The 16,852-nt window shown below is 56.7% G+C and carries 19 protein-coding genes; 4 read left to right on the top strand and 15 right to left on the bottom strand.

The window, feature by feature from the left end:
- Positions 1-96: 96 nt before the first annotated feature.
- The 4 genes from EXR70_05220 to EXR70_05235 all read right to left on the bottom strand — a co-directional run bounded on the left by EXR70_05220 (position 97) and on the right by EXR70_05235 (position 4,589).
- Entirely contained in the window at positions 97-1,296 is a 1,200-nt protein-coding gene (locus EXR70_05220; protein ID MSP37871.1) for a M48 family peptidase, read from the bottom strand.
- Positions 1,297-1,362: 66 nt separating this feature from the next.
- Positions 1,363-2,745: an FAD-binding oxidoreductase gene (locus tag EXR70_05225; protein MSP37872.1), complete on the bottom strand. Its 1,383-nt coding sequence runs from the start codon at positions 2,743-2,745 to the stop codon at positions 1,363-1,365.
- A gap of 14 nt (positions 2,746-2,759) precedes the next feature.
- Positions 2,760-4,073 (bottom strand): magnesium transporter, encoded by a 1,314-nt coding sequence (mgtE, locus tag EXR70_05230; GenBank protein ID MSP37873.1) that lies wholly within the window; start codon positions 4,071-4,073, stop codon positions 2,760-2,762.
- 129 nt (positions 4,074-4,202) lie between these two features.
- Positions 4,203-4,589, bottom strand: a complete 387-nt coding sequence (locus EXR70_05235; GenBank protein MSP37874.1) for a hypothetical protein — start codon at positions 4,587-4,589, stop codon at positions 4,203-4,205.
- Between the two features lie 148 nt (positions 4,590-4,737).
- On the opposite strand from EXR70_05235, the gene EXR70_05240 reads away from it, so the two are divergent.
- The 3 genes from EXR70_05240 to EXR70_05250 all read left to right on the top strand — a co-directional run bounded on the left by EXR70_05240 (position 4,738) and on the right by EXR70_05250 (position 6,257).
- Complete coding sequence (locus EXR70_05240) at positions 4,738-5,604, top strand: DMT family transporter (protein MSP37875.1); 867 nt, start codon at positions 4,738-4,740, stop codon at positions 5,602-5,604.
- A 111-nt stretch (positions 5,605-5,715) separates the two neighbouring features.
- The gene (locus tag EXR70_05245; GenBank protein ID MSP37876.1) at positions 5,716-5,991 is read left to right on the top strand and encodes a hypothetical protein; all 276 of its coding nucleotides are present in this window, start codon (positions 5,716-5,718) and stop codon (positions 5,989-5,991) included.
- Positions 5,988-6,257 carry a hypothetical protein gene (locus EXR70_05250; protein ID MSP37877.1) on the top strand — a complete coding sequence of 90 codons (270 nt, stop codon included), beginning with the start codon at positions 5,988-5,990 and terminating at the stop codon, positions 6,255-6,257. The genes EXR70_05245 and EXR70_05250 overlap by 4 nt, the downstream gene beginning before the upstream one ends.
- 179 nt (positions 6,258-6,436) lie before the next feature.
- Here the strand turns inward: EXR70_05250 and EXR70_05255 are convergent, their stop codons facing one another.
- Entirely contained in the window at positions 6,437-6,760 is a 324-nt protein-coding gene (locus EXR70_05255) for an XRE family transcriptional regulator (protein ID MSP37878.1), read from the bottom strand.
- Positions 6,760-7,101: a type II toxin-antitoxin system RelE/ParE family toxin gene (locus EXR70_05260; GenBank protein MSP37879.1), complete on the bottom strand. Its 342-nt coding sequence runs from the start codon at positions 7,099-7,101 to the stop codon at positions 6,760-6,762. Before EXR70_05260 ends, EXR70_05255 begins: the two co-directional genes overlap by 1 nt.
- A 73-nt stretch (positions 7,102-7,174) precedes the next feature.
- Here EXR70_05260 and EXR70_05265 point away from each other — a divergent pair, with 73 nt between their 5' ends.
- On the top strand, positions 7,175-7,411 hold the full coding sequence (locus tag EXR70_05265) for a hypothetical protein (protein ID MSP37880.1): 237 nt from the start codon (positions 7,175-7,177) through the stop codon (positions 7,409-7,411).
- A 17-nt stretch (positions 7,412-7,428) separates the two neighbouring features.
- On the opposite strand, the gene EXR70_05270 is transcribed toward EXR70_05265, so the two are convergent.
- The 9 genes from EXR70_05270 to EXR70_05310 form a co-directional block, all read right to left on the bottom strand.
- Positions 7,429-9,099 (bottom strand): hypothetical protein, encoded by a 1,671-nt coding sequence (locus EXR70_05270; protein MSP37881.1) that lies wholly within the window; start codon positions 9,097-9,099, stop codon positions 7,429-7,431.
- Positions 9,096-9,995 (bottom strand): ABC transporter ATP-binding protein, encoded by a 900-nt coding sequence (locus EXR70_05275; GenBank protein MSP37882.1) that lies wholly within the window; start codon positions 9,993-9,995, stop codon positions 9,096-9,098. Before EXR70_05275 ends, EXR70_05270 begins: the two co-directional genes overlap by 4 nt.
- Positions 9,992-10,381, bottom strand: coding sequence for a GntR family transcriptional regulator (locus EXR70_05280; GenBank protein ID MSP37883.1), 390 nt, complete (start codon positions 10,379-10,381; stop codon positions 9,992-9,994). Before EXR70_05280 ends, EXR70_05275 begins: the two co-directional genes overlap by 4 nt.
- Before the next feature lie 324 nt (positions 10,382-10,705).
- On the bottom strand, positions 10,706-11,842 hold the full coding sequence (locus EXR70_05285; protein MSP37884.1) for a Fic family protein: 1,137 nt from the start codon (positions 11,840-11,842) through the stop codon (positions 10,706-10,708).
- Positions 11,843-12,046: 204 nt separating this feature from the next.
- Positions 12,047-12,772 (bottom strand): rhomboid family intramembrane serine protease, encoded by a 726-nt coding sequence (locus tag EXR70_05290; protein ID MSP37885.1) that lies wholly within the window; start codon positions 12,770-12,772, stop codon positions 12,047-12,049.
- A gap of 102 nt (positions 12,773-12,874) precedes the next feature.
- Entirely contained in the window at positions 12,875-13,576 is a 702-nt protein-coding gene (locus tag EXR70_05295; protein MSP37886.1) for an ABC transporter ATP-binding protein, read from the bottom strand.
- On the bottom strand, positions 13,563-14,348 hold the full coding sequence (locus EXR70_05300; GenBank protein MSP37887.1) for an ABC transporter ATP-binding protein: 786 nt from the start codon (positions 14,346-14,348) through the stop codon (positions 13,563-13,565). The genes EXR70_05295 and EXR70_05300 overlap by 14 nt, the downstream gene beginning before the upstream one ends.
- A gap of 281 nt (positions 14,349-14,629) precedes the next feature.
- Positions 14,630-15,877, bottom strand: coding sequence for a branched-chain amino acid ABC transporter permease (locus EXR70_05305; GenBank protein MSP37888.1), 1,248 nt, complete (start codon positions 15,875-15,877; stop codon positions 14,630-14,632).
- The gene (locus tag EXR70_05310; protein ID MSP37889.1) at positions 15,874-16,782 is read right to left on the bottom strand and encodes a branched-chain amino acid ABC transporter permease; all 909 of its coding nucleotides are present in this window, start codon (positions 16,780-16,782) and stop codon (positions 15,874-15,876) included. The genes EXR70_05305 and EXR70_05310 overlap by 4 nt, the downstream gene beginning before the upstream one ends.
- Between the last annotated feature and the right edge of the window lie 70 nt (positions 16,783-16,852).

Below are 16,852 nucleotides of genomic sequence, written 5' to 3' on the forward strand. Positions count from 1 at the left end.
GATTCGACGGCGAAGTCAAAGCGCTGGCGCGAGCCCCATGGAACCGTCGAATCGCGGTAATAATCGCCGACGTTAAAGGCCAAGCTAGCAGGAAAACTAAGGACGAAGCGGCGTATTCTGCCGCTGTTGGCGGTTGCGCAATTGCCGATCGATATCACCGGTGGCGCGAAACAGTTGGGCCAGCCAATTAATCACGTCGTTGATGCGGCTGCCGTTATTACTTGCAACGTCCGCCCATGAACGGCCGCGCTGGAAGTCGTCGGCGATACGACTGAGCGAGCCGCGGCCAAGATAAGCGACCCCGCGCAGCGCCGCGTAGGCGCCGTAGCCGACGCGCAATTGCTGGCGTTCTTGAAGCACAAGTTGCGGACTGATGTTCAATTGATAAGCCAGCGCTTCGACGACAACGCGCTCGCCGTTTTGCTCTTCGATGTAACGATCCAAACCCGCCATGCGCTTCAGCAGCTCGCGCTCGGTTTTCGCTGCCGCCGTGTCGAGGGCTTCAGCCGACGGCAGGGATTCGATACGCGCGCTACTCGGCTGATAATAACTCAGCGCTTCGGGTAGGAACGAACGCAATTGTTGAATGCGCGTCTCGTAACCGGGATGCGTCGAGAGAAAATCCGGTGTCGCACCCTTGGCGCCGGCTTTCTTTTCCATGCGCTCCCATAGATCGAGTGCCACGCGCGGATCGTAACCAGCCTTGGCCATGAGAATTAAACCGATGTGATCGGCTTCGGTCTCTTGGGCACGTCCGAAGGGCAATGCGACACCGACGCCGGTGCCGATGCCGTATGCTTGCAATACTTGGTTGGCGACCGCGGGATTGCGTCCTAACGCCACACCGAGCCCGACGCCGCCCAACTGCAAGAGCATGCCTTGGCTCATGCGCTCCGCCGGATGACGCGCCAAAGCATGGGCGACTTCGTGGCCCATGACCACGGCCAACCCCGCTTCATCACGAGCCGGGCCGAAGATGCCGGTGTAGACCGCGACTTTGCCGCCGGGCAAAGCGAAGGCATTGACCGTTTCGGGATCGTTGATGATCGAAAACTCCCAATTGTATTCCGGTTTGTTTGCCACCGCGGCGATCTTTTCACCGACCCGCCGGACGATCCGCTCGGCGTCAATATCGCGAGTCACCACGCTATCGCGCAACGTATGGCGATAGGCGTCGTCACCCAGCCCGGCTTCTTGCCCTTCGCTGACGAGAATAAATTGGTTGCGGCCGGTGTACGGCACCGTGGCGCAACCGATGAGAAGAATTATTGCGAGAATAACCGAAAATCGATGCATAGAGCGCTGGAAAAACCTCCAGCAAAAAAATTGTAACGCCCGCGCGACCGCGAAGCAATCCGCGGCCTAGAGTCCCATTTTGCCGGGGTTCATGATGTTGTTGGGATCGAGGCTTTGTTTAATTTGCCGCATCACGTGCAAGCCGTAACCATGCTCTTCGGCCATCAGCGGCGCCAATTTCACGCCAACGCCGTGGGTATATTCCATCGAACCGCCCATGCGCTGGACCAAGCGCAACAACTCTTCGATCGCCTCTTCCAAAGCGAGCTGCGCATTCGGCGTGCTCTCCTCCTCGCAACCGAGACGCATGGAAAAAAGCTCGGGTTGAATCCACAGACCGCTCTCCTGCACGCGCACCCCATGGCGCTTTACCACTTCCTGAGCGGCGCTGCGAAACGCCAATACTTGCGCGCCCGGCAGCGCGACGTGAATCCAATCGCGATAGACGCCGTCCCGGCCACGCTCGCGCCGCTGGCGCCGATTGCGCGCGAAGCGCCGGGCGATCTCATGGCGCTCGCGCCAAAAGCTTTCCGCTTCGCCGCGCGGCAAATCCCGCCCGCCGTGGGCGGCGCAAATCGCCGCGGCCAATTTTTCTTCGATGCTGACAAGCGCCTGGTTGCCTTCGAAGACCAAATAAAGCAGCGCGCCGGGCTCGTGCTTCTCTTCGTCGTCGCCGAAGTCGAGCAGCGCCGGCCGGAGTCGCTGCTGAAAAATTTTCTCGATAGCGGCGTAGCCAGTTTCGAAGGACGGAAAGTGAAAACCGCCAATCAAGCGCGCCTCGGGCGTGGGAAAGATCCGAATCGTCGCCTCGGTGATCACACCGAAGCACCCTTCGCCGCCGATCAAGAGAGAATTCAAATCGATGCCGGCCGAATGTTTCGCCACCGCGCGGGTGCGCAGGATTTCGCCATTGGGCAGCACCGCTTCTAAACCCAAAACCTGCTGACCCATGGAACCGTAAATGCCGGCGCGATAGCCAACACTATTGGTCGAAATCGCCCCGCCCAAAGTCGCCACCGGCACCGTCCAGGGATCGTGCCCCAGGATGTAATCGACGGCATTCAATCCGTGATCGAGATTTTCTAAGACGATGCCGGCCTGGACACGGGCGGAGCGCGACACCGTATCGATTTCAACCAGCCGATTCATCTGGCGCAAATCAAGCACCAGGGCCGAACGGGTCGACAAAGCGCCGCCCATCAGCCCCGACCCGCCGCCGAAGGGAATCAGCGGAATTTTTTCCGCGTTGGCGAAGCGCACCAGCCGCTGCACCTCATCGGTGGAAACCGGCGCCACCGCGCACAGAGGCTTGGCCAGTTGCGGCTGATGATGCGGGTGCATGCGCCCTTCGCTGAGGGCGTCCCAGGACAAGTCGTCGAGGTGCGCTGCCGCTGTGGAAATCCGCGCACTGTCGATGACGGTGGCAAGCTTAGCGACCAGATCGGCCATAAAAACATTCTGAGCTAGAGCAGCGTGCCGCGCAAAACCACGGCGGCAACGGTAAAGTAGATAACCAGACCAGTGACATCGACCAAGGTCGCCACGAACGGCGCCGACGCGCTGGCGGGATCGAATCCGAGCCGGCGCAAAATAAACGGCAGAATCGAACCCGCCACCGAGCCCCACATGACCACCCCAACGAGACTGAGCGAAACGGTCAACGCGATCAGAAAATAATGTTCGCCATATGTATTGAAAAGCCCTTGCCACAGTAGGATGCGCGTCAGACCGATGGTCGCGAGAATCGATCCTAAGCCCAGACCCGTAACCACCTCGCGGCGAATCACCCGCCACCAATCGCGCAGCCGCACTTCGCCGAGCGCCATGGCGCGGATCACCAGCGTGGTCGCCTGGGAGCCGGAGTTGCCGCCGCTGCTGATGATCAGCGGCACGAACAGCGCCAACACCACCGCTTTGGCAATCTCCGCCTCGAACTGTCCCATCGCCGTAGCGGTAAGCATTTCACCGAGAAATAGCGCCGCGAGCCAGCCAGCGCGCTTGCGGATCATTTGCGGTAACGGCACATCGAGATAGGGATCTTGCAGCGACGCCACGCCGCCGATCTTTTGAATATCTTCGGTGGCCTCTTCTTGCACCACTTGGACGATGTCGTCGACGCTGACCACGCCTTTGATGCGCCCCTCGGCATCGACGATGGGCATCATGAGCAAGTGATGGCGCATAAACAGTTGGCTGAGCGCTTCCTGATCCATATCGTCGCGCGCCGAAATAATTTCCGTGCGCATGACATCGCTCACCCGTTTATCGCCCGGCGCGACGATCAAGTCGCGAAACGACGCTACGCCGAGCAGTCGCTCTTCGCTGTCGACGACATAAACATAGTAAACCGTGTGCTCCCGCGCCCGCGCGTCGCGCCTGAGATAACTGATCGCTTCGTCGACGGTCATGTCGGCGCGCAAGCGCGAATAGCGCGTGTTCATCAACCCGCCGGCTTCGTCCTCGGCGTAGTCGAGGAGCCCCTTGACCTCGCGGCGGGTAGGATCGTCGAGCAGGCCCAACAAATGATCGCGCTCTTCGGCGGGCGCTTCTTGGATCAAATCGGCGGCGTCGTCCGGCGCCAACAGCCGCAGCCACAGGCGCCGCTCACCGCTCGGTAACGCCAGAACCAGCTCGGCGCGATCGCGCGCGCTCAACTGCAAAAAAAAGTCGTCGGCGGTGTCGCGCGGCAGAAATTCGAAACCCTCGACGCGCTCGGCTAGCGAGAGCACTTGCCAAGCGTCGTAGAGTTCCGCCGGAGAAAAGTTTGTTTGAGCCATAAATGCTGCGCGAGTTGCGTCGGCCGCAACGGTTTCTCATTGGTAGCACATCGATTTCGCAGTGCAATCGAAATCGCCCGTATCGGCGCGCGCGCCGCGAAAAAGACCGCCGCGGCCCGAGCAAGTGAATCAGTATGAAGGAAAGACGCAGCTAGCGCTGTCACTAGGACAGAGCGTCACGGCCGCTTCGAGGGGAATTTTGTGGATACCCGCCAGATGGTCGAGCAAACCGATACGGCTGACAAAGCCGTGATTGTCAAAAGTACAGAAGAACGGCGCACTGACGACGACAGCGGGCGGCGTATAATAGAAAGGTGCGTAAGGTGAAATCACCACGACGGATGGATAACTCGGCCAGCGCTGATAAACGTACGGGTAATAGTAAGTGAGCGGAGGAAGGGCGACAAAGCCAGGGCGTATGCGCTGATGCTGCGGCCCAGCCCAGCTGACAGCGGCAACGAGCAAACTCACTGCTAAAACGGTCAGGCTACTTTTTAGTTGTATTTTGACTCTCATGGTCGCAACGCGAAGCTGTCGCTAACGCTACTTCTTAGACGACAGCCGGCAAAAGATCTTCGCTGCGCTATTTTGCGATGAAACAAGCGAGCGCAACTGGCGAATTGAATCCGCACCGGCCCCAAGATAAGGTCCGGGGCTAATCTCCATGCTCGCCATCCTCATCGGCCTGTTCGGCTCATTCTGGTTCGCCGTCTCCATGATCTTGATCAATCGTGGCGTGCTGGCCATCGATTACTTCCGCGGCCTGTTGACCAACCTCGGCGTCAACGCGCTGTTTCTCTGGCTCTACGTGCTAATTTTCGCCGGCCCGGTGGAATTTTGGATTCCGGCGAACCTGATCTTCGTTCTCGTCGGCATTTTCGTCCCCGGCGTGGCACGCTTTTTTATTTTCAAAGGCATGGAACGGCTTGGCGCGTCGATTACCTCGTGCTTGACCAACAGCACACCGTTGTTCGCCACGTTATTCGCCGTGACGTTCTTAAGCGAACGGCCGACCTCCACGAACTTGCTCGGCACCCTGTCCATCGTCACCGGCATCGTCTCCCTCACTTGGAAAGGCGCCAGCAAAACCTGGCGCAGCCGCGATCTGTTCTTTCCCTTGACCGCCGCCTTTCTATTCGCCGCCCGCGACAACATGGTCCGCTTCGGCCTGCTGAAAATCCATTCGCCCCTGCTCGGCGCCACCATCGCGGCAACCACCTCGTTCATCACCATGACGATCTTGTATCTGCTGTTCGAAGAAAAAAAGCCGGTGAAAGAAACCGCCGCCAAAGGCTACAAACTCTTCGCCGCCGCCGGCTTCATGAATTTTCTCTCCTACGCCTTCGCCTACACCGCGCTGAGCATGGAACGGGTCTCGCTGATCTCGCCGCTGATCAACGGCTCCTCGCTGTTCATCCTGCCGCTGTCCGCGCTGCTGCTCAAAGACGTAGAAAAAATAACCCAGCGCAAAGTCGCCGCCATCCTGCTGGTGATTGTCGGCGTGTTTTTGATTTCGTGGGAGAAGATGTAGCAACATCAAGGCGTCGGGCTAGTAATCACATTCGGCCCCCGTGAACCCAAGGAATTACGGAAATTCATTGACACACCGGCATCACCCAATTAGGATTCTAGTGTGAAGTTTGTGTTTGCGCGCGAGAAGGACGGCAAAGTTCATTTCAGGAAACGCCATCCCGATGTCGCGGTTCGGGAAGTTAAGGAAATGTTCCGCTTTAGAATGGCGGTCCAGCCAGCCTACGGCGGCGCCTTGAAAGGAATCGGCCACACTCGCTCTCGCAGATTCCTCGTCGTCATCTTCAAATGGGGCAAAGACAAGAACTACGTATTTATCGTCACGGCCTATCCCGCGAAACGAGCGCACGTTGAAGTTTATTTAAGAACTGTTGGAGGAATTCAATGAAAAGGAAATGCAAGAAGTGCGGTTCGGAACTGTATCAAGCCGAGGATCTGAAATGGTTTTGTCTGTCGTGCTTGGCGCAGGAGATCGAAGGGCGCGACCGCGAAACCGCGGTCAGAGGCATATGGAGCGTTCTCGAACCCGAGACCAAATCGATAACATTACAATTGAGCGATAGCGATCTTGCCAAAGCCAAAGCGCGAGCCAGAAAGCTCGGAACGCCCTATCGGACTCTGCTAAAAGACTTTATTCACCAAGCCTTATCTTAATTAGAACAGCCTCCGATTTCTTTGGACGGCTCGTCGCTGTTCATACTGCAGCTGTCCGCGCTGCTGTTAAAAGACGTAGAAAAAATCACATTACGAAAGATCACCGCGATCCTGCTGGTGATTGTCGGCGTGTTTTTGATCTCGTGGGAAAAGATGTAAGGGAACAGCTAAACCATCCGCTAAACCGGGCGGGCAAACTCACCCGCGTTTCGGCGCCGAACTTTTACCGCCACCTCAATCCGCGCCCCGAGCCGGTTGATTATTCCCATCAACCGTTCAACGCTCATACGTCGGAAATCGGCATTGCGAATGCGCGAGAAGTCGCCCGCGTCGGTTCCGGTGAGGCTTTGCGCCTGCCGGACGCTGAGACTCTTTCGATCAAGGGCTTTGATGATTTCCGCTGCCAGAATCGCTTTCAACTGACGCACGTCAGCATCGGCGATGTCCAAATCCCGGTAAACATTTCCACTGCCCCGGATAAGTTCAAGCCGTTCCTTTTTCATTACAGCATCTCCTTCAACCTTTTCAGTCGGTCCTTGATCAATTCGATCTCGTGCCGGGGCGTCTTGATCCCTTGCGTCGATTTCTTTTGGAAAGCATGGACGACCCAGAGATCATGTCCAAGTGGCACCGCATACACCAGGCGAAACGCGTCGCCCCGAAACGCCAAGGCAATTTCAAACACGCCTGATCCAAGCCCCTTCATCGGCTTAGCTATCCCAGCCTTGCCACCTTCGGCAGCAATGCTCAGCGCATCGATCATCGTTTCCCGTGCGCCTTCAGAAAAATTATCAAATGCCCTGCGCGCTGGGGAAAGCCAAGATATGGGTCGAATCAATGGCATCGCCTTCTCTTCGCTCGTCGTATGTTGGCAGTACTGCCAAGCGCTGTCAAGTTTGGGTCGACCAGAATCACGAATGCCGATTTCACAATCGACTGATGCACCGTCGGCTCATCGCCATCGCTTACACAACCTCAGCATGAAGCGCGCATCGCTGATCACACCGCCGATCAACGGCTCGTCGCTGTTCATCCTGCAGCTGTCCGCCCAGCTATTAAAAGACGTAGAAAAAATCACCCCGCGCAAAATCGCCGCTATCCTGCGGGTGAACCTCGGGGTGTTTTTGATTTCGAGGGAAAAGATGTCGGAGTAACTTTTGCAGTCAAAAATCTATTGAGCGCCCATCCTAAATCCATCGAGCCGGATCGTTTTGCTGAAGCGCCCGACTTCCTTTTCTTCGATGCGAACCAGCTCGGCGTTGGCGAGCCAAGCATCGTTGATCTCGGTGAGCTTTTGGCCGTCGCTCGTCAATGCCGAATAGCGCAACGCTAGCGGCGTCGTCCGCAGTCGTTTCTGAAATAAATCGAAAATTGCAAATCCCGGGCCGGGTTCCTCCACCGGCCAAAGGGCTTCGGCCTTTTCTCGGTTGCGCAAAATGTACATGATCGGCCGGCCAAGAAAGCTCATCATCATTTCGTCATGCCGACGATCGCCGGCAAAGAATAACGATATCTCGGATTCGCGCAACAATACCGTCGCACCGCCGGTCTGCTTGAGCACTTGGGTGATCACTGCATGTTGAGAGCCCCGGTCATAACGCGCCTTCGGTTGTAGCCGAAAGGTGACGGCAACCTCATATCGCTTGATAATGAATTCCACCTCGGCCGCAATCACTCCAGCGACGCCGGCATATTTGCCGAACAGATCGTCGTTGACCGAAAGCAGGTTGACTGGCGCATTCTTTGATTTATCCACGTTGAGAATCTTCCCGGTGGCAAGCACTTGTTCAATGACGGTGCGATTCCAGTTGCGCTCGAAGCGGGAATATTCGAAACCTTCATGGGCAACGCTCTTACCATCGGGAAATTTTAGCAAAGCCATGATCTTGCCAGGTTCCGCCACATAACCGGGCGGCAAGCCGGCAATTTCCAACCGTCCCGAGATCGACTTCTTGGCTTCGTCGGTGCTGCGCACACGAAAAACATCGCTGACGCGACGCGACTTCGGATCGTTCGAAATAGCGACACTGACTTGTGAAGTATCGATGCCGGCCTCACGGCGCTGCTGTTGATGGTGACGGAGAAATGTCGCCGGCCAATAATGATCGAGCGCCAAGTAAACCAGAAAGGCGCAGCCAACTCGCATCCAGGCCCGGCGGGTATCCCGCTTTCGGTATTGATCGATGAGAATGATCGCTGCCATCGTCATCAGAAAAATCGCACTCACAACATAGGCGGAATCGGCGCGGTTGGCGCCGCCGCCGCGCTTAAGAAAATCCGGCAAGTCGAAGTACCACGCGAGGAATGCCCCAACCATGATCAAGAGATAAAAACCGACGAAGCCGGACACGCCGAGTAGCGCGTAGCGCGCGAAGGTTTGAGTCAACGCCGCGAGCACGATTACGTAAACCAAGAACTTGCCATCCTCAAGCAAGATTTCCGGCACCGCCAAAGCGACCTGCTGCGCGCCCGCGCCGTGAACCGCCAAGACCACGAGTTCGGTCAAAAGTGGCGGCAGGATCAACAGCGCGACGACGAAGAGCATCTTGCTCTTGAACAACATCCAGCCGTCGATCGGCCGGGTAAACCAGAAGGCCGTGGTCCCAACCAGCGGCTCTTCATGCAGCAGCAGCGGGACGATCACCAAAAGGAGAATCGTCTGGAGCAAAGGCACCAGCGTGGTGAGAGTCCGAAACATCATCTGCAAAAACGGATCGTTCCCCGGCTCGGCGATCCCCGGGGTGATCAACGCGGCGCGAAGTAACACTATCAGCAGCCACAACGCCGCCGGCACGCGCAGGCGAAAACAGTCCTTGCAAAATTGATGGTGGATTAAATTCACAGCTGATAGGTCCGTGCCAGGGTGAGAAAGATCTCGCGCAACGACATTGGACTGGCGTCGATTCGTTCGCAGCCGGCGATGCGGCTGCGTAGTTCTTGTTCCGTGCCGCCGTCGCGATACTGGCTCGCCACCAGGCTCAAACGATGGCCGGCCCGTTCCACTAGCAGCCAGCTCTCGGGGACTTGGCCGAGATCGGTAACATCCGACGCTAGCACTGCGTCGATCTTGCGGAAGCGCGCTTGAAGCGCGGCCACCGGCTCGCAGAGTTGCAGCTCGCCCTCCTTCATGATTCCGACCCAATCGGCCAATCGTTCCACTTCATCGATGTCGTGAGACGATACGAACACCGTCCACTTTTCCTGCTCGGACAGTTCGAGGACGCCGCGGACAAACTCGTCGCGGACTAAAACATCGAGGCCGCTGAAGGGCTCGTCGAGAACCAACAAGCGCGGGCGATAAACCAGCGACGAAAGCAGAGTCGCTTTCATCTTCATGCCACGCGACAGGCTTTTCAGCGGACGATCGAGCGGCAATTGATATTGCTTGAGCAAACGTTGGCAAAACCCATCGTCCCAAGTCGGGTAAAACGGTTTGCAATAGTTGAGCAGCCGACCGACGGTCATCCATTCGGGAATTTCCTGGTTCTCCGACACATAACCAATCTGAGCAAAATCTTTAGCGCCGAGCTCGGTCGACTTGACGCCCAACACCGAAGCCTCACCCTGGCTCGGCCGGATGATGTTCATGACCATCTTGATGGTGGTCGTCTTGCCAGATCCGTTGGGACCGAAAAACGCGAAGACCGACCCTTCGGGCACCGCGAGGTCGAGACTTTTTACCGCGGCGTTCGCGCCGAACGATTTTCCTAATCCGGAAGATTCGATGGCGTTAGTCAATTCTCCTCCCGCACCGATCGGCGCCAGATCTTTTCTACCGCCGGCAACAAATCCTCTAACTCTAATGAAATCAAACGAGCGTCGACCACCAGCCGTTCAATTTCTGGCTCGATCAATTCTTGCTTCTGTTGCGCTGTCGCTGGTTTGGTTGCTTCCACCGTCGTGCCGACACCCGGCTGAACCGTCAGCAGACCCTCTTCTATTAAAGTGCTGACAATCTTATGCGCGACATTAGGACTGATGCGCAGCTCTTGGCTGAGCAGCCGAACCGAAGGGAATCGATCGCCGGGCTTGAGTTGACCGCTAATCAACGCCCGCTTCACGGCCGATAGCACTTGGTCATATACGGCTGCGCCAGTTTTGAGTTGAATCGCGAAGGGCAGCATGGCGTCCTGATTGTAGTAGGACAAGCTATCGTCTGTCTATGGCGCGATCGGCGACGCTATTGCTAATAGTTTTTTGCAGGACTAATGCACCGTCGGCTCGTCGTCGTCGCTCTTACCGCCGGGGACAATTTGGAAACGTTTCTTCAATCGGTTGAGACGGCGGCGGTCGAGGTAGTTTTTGAAGTTCACCCAGGGACTGCCGGTGCGCAGGTAGAGATAGCCGAAGACCATACCGCCAAGATGGGCGAGGTGGGCGATGCCGCTTTGGCCGGAGCCGATCGAATTGTCGAAAGCGATGGACAGAAAGGGATCTTTTCTTTCTCGCTACCGACCCTCCGGTATTTTTGTCTCCTTATTTTCGCCCTCAACGATCGCCGCATATCTGTCACTGAGTTTGTAGCTCCGCGATTTTTTCGCCGGATTGGTCATTTCTATAAAACCCCTCTCCACCCAACGTTGGCAGAGAAGTGACGCCGTGCGCGGTTTGTAGCCGAACAATTCGGCGATATCGCGGGCGGTTATTCCGCTACTTTTTTCAAATAAGCTCAGCGCCTTGCGTTGGCGCGCATCCAAATCGCGCAGGGCTCTCGTTTGATCTTTGCCGCCTCGCCGGGCTTCACGCACAGCCTGGTCGCGCACTTTCTCAAAAGCGTCGGCCACGCCGTCGATAAAGTACGCCACCCATTTTGTGATGTCGCCCTCAGCCCGACCCAAATAGTAGTTGTGCGATGTGCCGACAGTCAGGGCTTCATAATAGGCCTTGAGATCGCGGGCGTAATATTCCTCGAGCGCATACAATCCTTTCAGGCCGTAGCCGCCGCGGTGGAGAATGAGCGTCGTAAGCAGGCGCGCGCTTCGCCCATTGCCATCGTAGTAAGGATGAATTGTCGCGTATTGATAATGCGCGATCCCGGCTGTGATCGGCACGGGCAGGTCGTCCTTCTGGTTGATCCATGCGACCAACTGCGCCATCAGTTCCGGCACATCCTTGGCCTCCGGCGGCATGTAAACGATAGCGCCAGAGCGGCTGTCCCGAATGAAATTCTGGCCGTTGCGATACGACGTCGGCTTCACACGCGTTTTGCCGCCCGCCATGACCAGCGCATGCAGTTTCTGGATTATCGATTCCGATATCTTATCGCGCCGTTCGGCTATCCGCTCCGCTACATCCAACGCGGCGTAGTAGCCTTTGACTTCGGCCTGATCGCGCTCGCGGCCGGCGAAGCCTTGATCTGCTTCGATCACTTTAACGACCTGCTCTTGCGTCAGCCGGTTGCCTTCGATCATGGTCGAATAATGCGTTGAAAAAAGTCGCGCCGTCTCGCGCAAACTGGCTAGCACGCGAGGATTGATCGGCAGGGTTTCGATGGCCTGGCGAACCGCTTCAATCCGCATGAGACCGTTGGCAACAGCTGGCGTAATAGCAAATCCTGGATGGAAACCGTCTTGTTTCTTCACCATGGCAGGTACGGATGAAAATATGTTGCGGAGATAATGCCGTTATTATGCCGATAATGTGCCGTTAAATCTAGCTACAGTTCTTCCCTGAGGCACTCGACTCAATAGGAACACGCTGCGCCACCCCCCGCGAGCAGATTCCGGCCAATCGAGGCCTTGATCGTTCGACTATTTGAGCGAAGATCCTATCGAATCAGAATCAAGAATTTAATGCACCGTCGGTTCATCGTCGTCGCCCTTGCCGCCGGGGAGAATCTGGAAGCGTTTCTTCAAGCGACTCAGACGGCGGCGGTCGAGGTAGTTTTTGAAGTTCACCCAGGGATTGCCAGTGCGCAGGTAGAGGTAGCCGAACACCATGCCGCCGAGATGGGCGAGGTGGGCGATGCCGCTTTGGCCGGAGCCGATCGAATTGTAGAAAGCGAGGGCGCCGATGATCCAGACGAAATATTTCATCTTGATCGGAAAGAGAAAGTAAAAATAAACGATGCGATTGGGATAGATCAGACCGTAGGCGAGCAGAATGCCGTAGACACCGGCGGAGGCGCCGATGCTGGGGATCATTTGATTGGGCAAAAAGACCGTGTTGAGAAAGCCACCGCCGATGGCGGAGATGAAATAGTAACGGAGAAAAAAGCTCGGACCCCAGCGCCGTTCCAGATCGGCGCCGAACATCCACACCGCGAGCATGTTGAACAACCAGTGCATCACGCTGCCGTGGAGAAACTGGTAAGTGAACAGCTGCCAGAGATAAAGGTTCTGTAAAACCAGCGGCGGCACCAACCCCAGGTAAAACGTCAGCTGGGATTCTAAATGGTTGCCGATCAGCGAGGCGAGAGTTTGAATCGCGAACACGCCGACATTGACGATCAACAATAACTTGACTGCCGGAGTGACGCTGCCGCCAAAATTAAATTGTCGAGTTTGATACTGCACGTTCGTCGAGTCTAACGGTTATACAATTTTGATGAAAGCGCGATGGTAATTTTTCTTTGCGTACTTTGCGTTCTTTGCGGTTAATAATTCTTATTCCGAATCTCACCCACCAAGATAAGCCTGGCGCACCAGATCGTTGCCCGCCAACTCCGCGGACGTGCCGGCGAGAATCACCGCGCCGGTCTCTAAGACGTAACCACGATGCGAAATCGCCAGCGCCATGGCCGCATTCTGTTCGACCAGCAGCACGGTCACACCGGCTTTGTTGATCGCTTGAATGTTCTCAAGAATTTGCTCGACGATCTTCGGCGCTAGTCCCATAGACGGCTCGTCGAGCAAGAGTAATTTCGGCTTCGCCATCAGCGCCCGGCCAATGGCGAGCATTTGCTGCTCGCCGCCCGACAGCGTGCCGGCGTATTGTTTTTGCCGCTCGCGCAAGCGCGGAAACATTGCGAAGACGAAATCCAATTCAGCGCTCAGTTCATGGCGCGCCCGCGTGTAAGCGCCGATGTGCAAATTTTCCAATACCGTGAAGCGTGGAAAAACTTTTCGCCCCTCGGGCACATGGGCGACGCCGCGCCGGACTATCTCGTGGGCTTCGACGTTTTCCAGTGGCGCGCCGTCGAGCTGCACCGAGCCGGTTCTCGGCCGCAACAATCCCGACAAGGTTTTCAGGGTGGTGGTTTTGCCCGCGCCGTTGCCGCCCAGCAAAGTCACCAGCTCGCCCTTCTCAACGGCGAAAGACACGCCCTTCAAAGCGTGAATCGCGTCATAGTAAACATGAATGTCATTAACGCTTAGCATTATCGGCCCAAGCCCCGTGGCCTAGATAGGCTTCGATGACGCGCGCGTCGCGGCGCACTTGATCGGGATCGCCCTCGGCGATCTTCTCGCCGTAGTCGAGCACGTGGACGCGGTCGGAGATACCCATGACCACGCGCATGTTGTGTTCGATCAAGAGAATCGCTTTGACATGGCTGCCCATCAATTGTTTGAATAGCGCCATCAGCGCTTGGGCTTCGCTGCTGTTCATACCGGCGGTCGGCTCATCGAGCAATAATAATTGCGGCTCCGCCGCCAGCGCTCTGGCGATCTCCAAGCGGCGTTGCTCGCCGTAGGAAAGCTGCTGTGCCCATTCATACTCGCGCCCGCTCAAACCAACCAGCTCGATCAACGCCTGGGCTTTGCGCGCCGCATCTTTTTCGCCCAGGTGAAATTTTTTCGCGCCGAGAAATATTTCTCCCAGGCTGATGTGCAGACGCGAATGCATGCCCACCAGCACATTGTCGAGCACAGTCATTTGCCGGAACAGGCGAATATTTTGAAACGTCCGGCTGATGCCCGCGCCGGTGATGCGATCGGGCTTCATGCCGATCAGCGAGCGCTCTTGAAAGCGAATCTCCCCTTCGTCCGGCCGATAGAGTCCGGTTAAAGTATTGAACAGCGTAGTCTTGCCGGCGCCGTTGGGACCGATGAGCGACGCGATCATGCCATCTTCGACTGCCATATTGACCCGCGCCAACGCCTGCAGGCCGCCGAAGCGTTTTGAGATATCGCGTAGTTCGAGCAAAGCCATAGTTAACTTCTACTTCGCGGTTCCCGAACACAACGACTCGGGAAAAGTTTTTCGCGCCAAGCATGTCCTGAGCCAAGTCGAAGGGACGCCACTGAAACTAAATCCGAAATCCGAAGCACGAAAGCGGCCCCGCGGACCGAAACAAACCGCAACCAAATAAACCCAAAAACGGAGAAAATCCAAAACGCCGAATCCGATTTGAAGTTGTTTGGAATTTTGTGTTTTTTTGAACATTCGAAATTGTTTCGGATTTCGAGTTTCGTGCTTCGAATTTACTTTGGCTATTTCCCCTGCTCCTGTTTCGGAGGCAGGATTCCTTGCGGGCGAAAGATCATCATGAGAATTAGAATCAAACCGAACACCATACGCTCGTATTTGGCCGGCTCGAACTGCGCCGGCAGATTGGCGAGCGATAAGTCGCCCAAGAACGGCAGCGACAGCACGGCGCCCGATTGGCGCAGGCTGTTCAGCCAAATCGACAAGCCTTTGAGTAGCTGTAGATTGAGAATCGTCACGCCAGTGGCGCCGAGGATCGCGCCGGGCACCGAGCCCATGCCGCCGACGATGACCATGGCGAGCACGCCGATCGATTCCATGAAAGTAAAACTCTCGGGATTGATAAACACCTGCTTGGCGGCGAACAAGACGCCGACTGCGCAGGCGAAGGACGCACCGACCGCGAAGCCCAACAGTTTCATGCGCACCACCGGCACGCCCATGGCGTTGGCGGCGATTTCGTCTTCGCGGATCGCTTTCCACGCCCGGCCGATGTGCGAATTTTCCAAGCGCCGGGTGACGACAATGATGACAAAGACCAGCAAGAGCACGAGAAAATAAAAATACAACGGATAGAGCTTGGCGTCGGCAATTTCTAAGCCGAAGTATTCCAATAGCGGCTTGAAAAACAGCGGCGGCTTGGCGATCGGCGCGATGCCGCGCGGGCCGTTGGTGAGATTTATCGGCTTGTCGAGATTGTTGACCAGAGCGCGCACCACTTCGGCGAAACCGAGGGTGACGATGGCTAGATAATCGCCGCGCAAACGCAACACCGGCAATCCGAGCAATGCGCCGGTGAGCGCGCCGACGACGATGCTCAAAATCAGAAAGACGAAAAACCAATTGGGCGACAGCGGAAAAAAACCACCGGCGATGAATTGATTGGCGTGGGGCGAACCGAACACCGCCCAGAGATAGGCGCCGATGGCGTAAAAGGCGACAAAGCCGAGATTGAGCAAGCCAACGAAGCCGACGACGATGTTGAGGCCCAACGCCAACGCGACGTAGATGCCGATCTGCACGGCGACTTCCAAATAGTAGGCGTTGACCGTTCCGAGCGCCGGTAAGAGCACGACCAGCACCAAGGCACCGAGGATAATTTTTGATTTGTCACTGGCGCGCGCGTAGTAGAGCAACAGCAACGACGCTTCGACCAGGAGAAAAGCCAGCACCGACTGCGGAAAAAAATACGCCAGCGTACAGCTCGCGGCGATATAAGCGCACAAGCCGGCTAGTATCCACGGCGGGCTCATGCCTTGCTCTCCCGCACGGTTTCGCCGAGCAAGCCTTTGGGGCGAAAAATCAAAATCAGGATCAACACCAAGAACGCCACGACATCTTTGTACTCCGCGCCGAAGGCGCCGTCGGTGAGCAAAGAGAGATACGACGCCGCGAAAGCTTCAAGCAGGCCGAGCAACATGCCGCCGACCATGGCGCCGGGAATGTTGCCGATGCCGCCGAGCACGGCGGCGGTGAACGCTTTCATGCCAGGGACAAAGCCGCTGTAAGGATTGACCAAGCTGTAATGGATGCCGAACAGCACACCGGCCAAACCGCCGAGCGCGCCGCCGACGAAGAAAGTCAAAGCGATCACCCGATGGACCGGCACGCCCATCAGCGACGCGGTATCGGGATCCTGCGCCACGGCGCGAATCGCCGTGCCCATTTTAGTTTTGTTGACGAAGATGTGCAGGCCTATCAACGTCAGCAGCGCCGTGACGATCACCAGCAGCGATTTGACGGGAATCACCAGCGCCGCGGCGATCGGAATATTTTTGTCGAGAAAATCCAAGCTCGGGTAGTTGAGATAAAAGGTGTTGCGCCACAGGCTTTCGAACAAGCGCAAACCGTCTTGGAGAAAAAACGACGCGCCGATGGCGGAGATCAGCGCGACCAATCGCGGCCCGCCCATGAGCGGACGGTAGGCGATGCGCTCCAGCGCCATGGCGGCGAGACCGCTGATGAACATCGCCGTGGCGATGACCAGAAAAAGAATCACCGCCGGATGCAAAGTCGCGAGCTGACCGGCGCTTTGCAACAGCAATAAAACTTCGACGCCGACAAAGGCGCCGAGGACGAAAATTTCGCTATGGGCAAAATTGATGAATTCCAAAACTCCGTAGACCATCGTGTAGCCCAACGCGATCAGGGCGTACATGAAGCCTAACACGATGCCGTCAAGCAAAACTTGAGGGAGAATTTCGAGCGCGAGTTCCAATTCGATGCTG

The organism is Deltaproteobacteria bacterium (genome assembly GCA_009692615.1).
Lineage (GTDB): Bacteria > Desulfobacterota > Binatia > UBA9968 > UBA9968 > DP-20.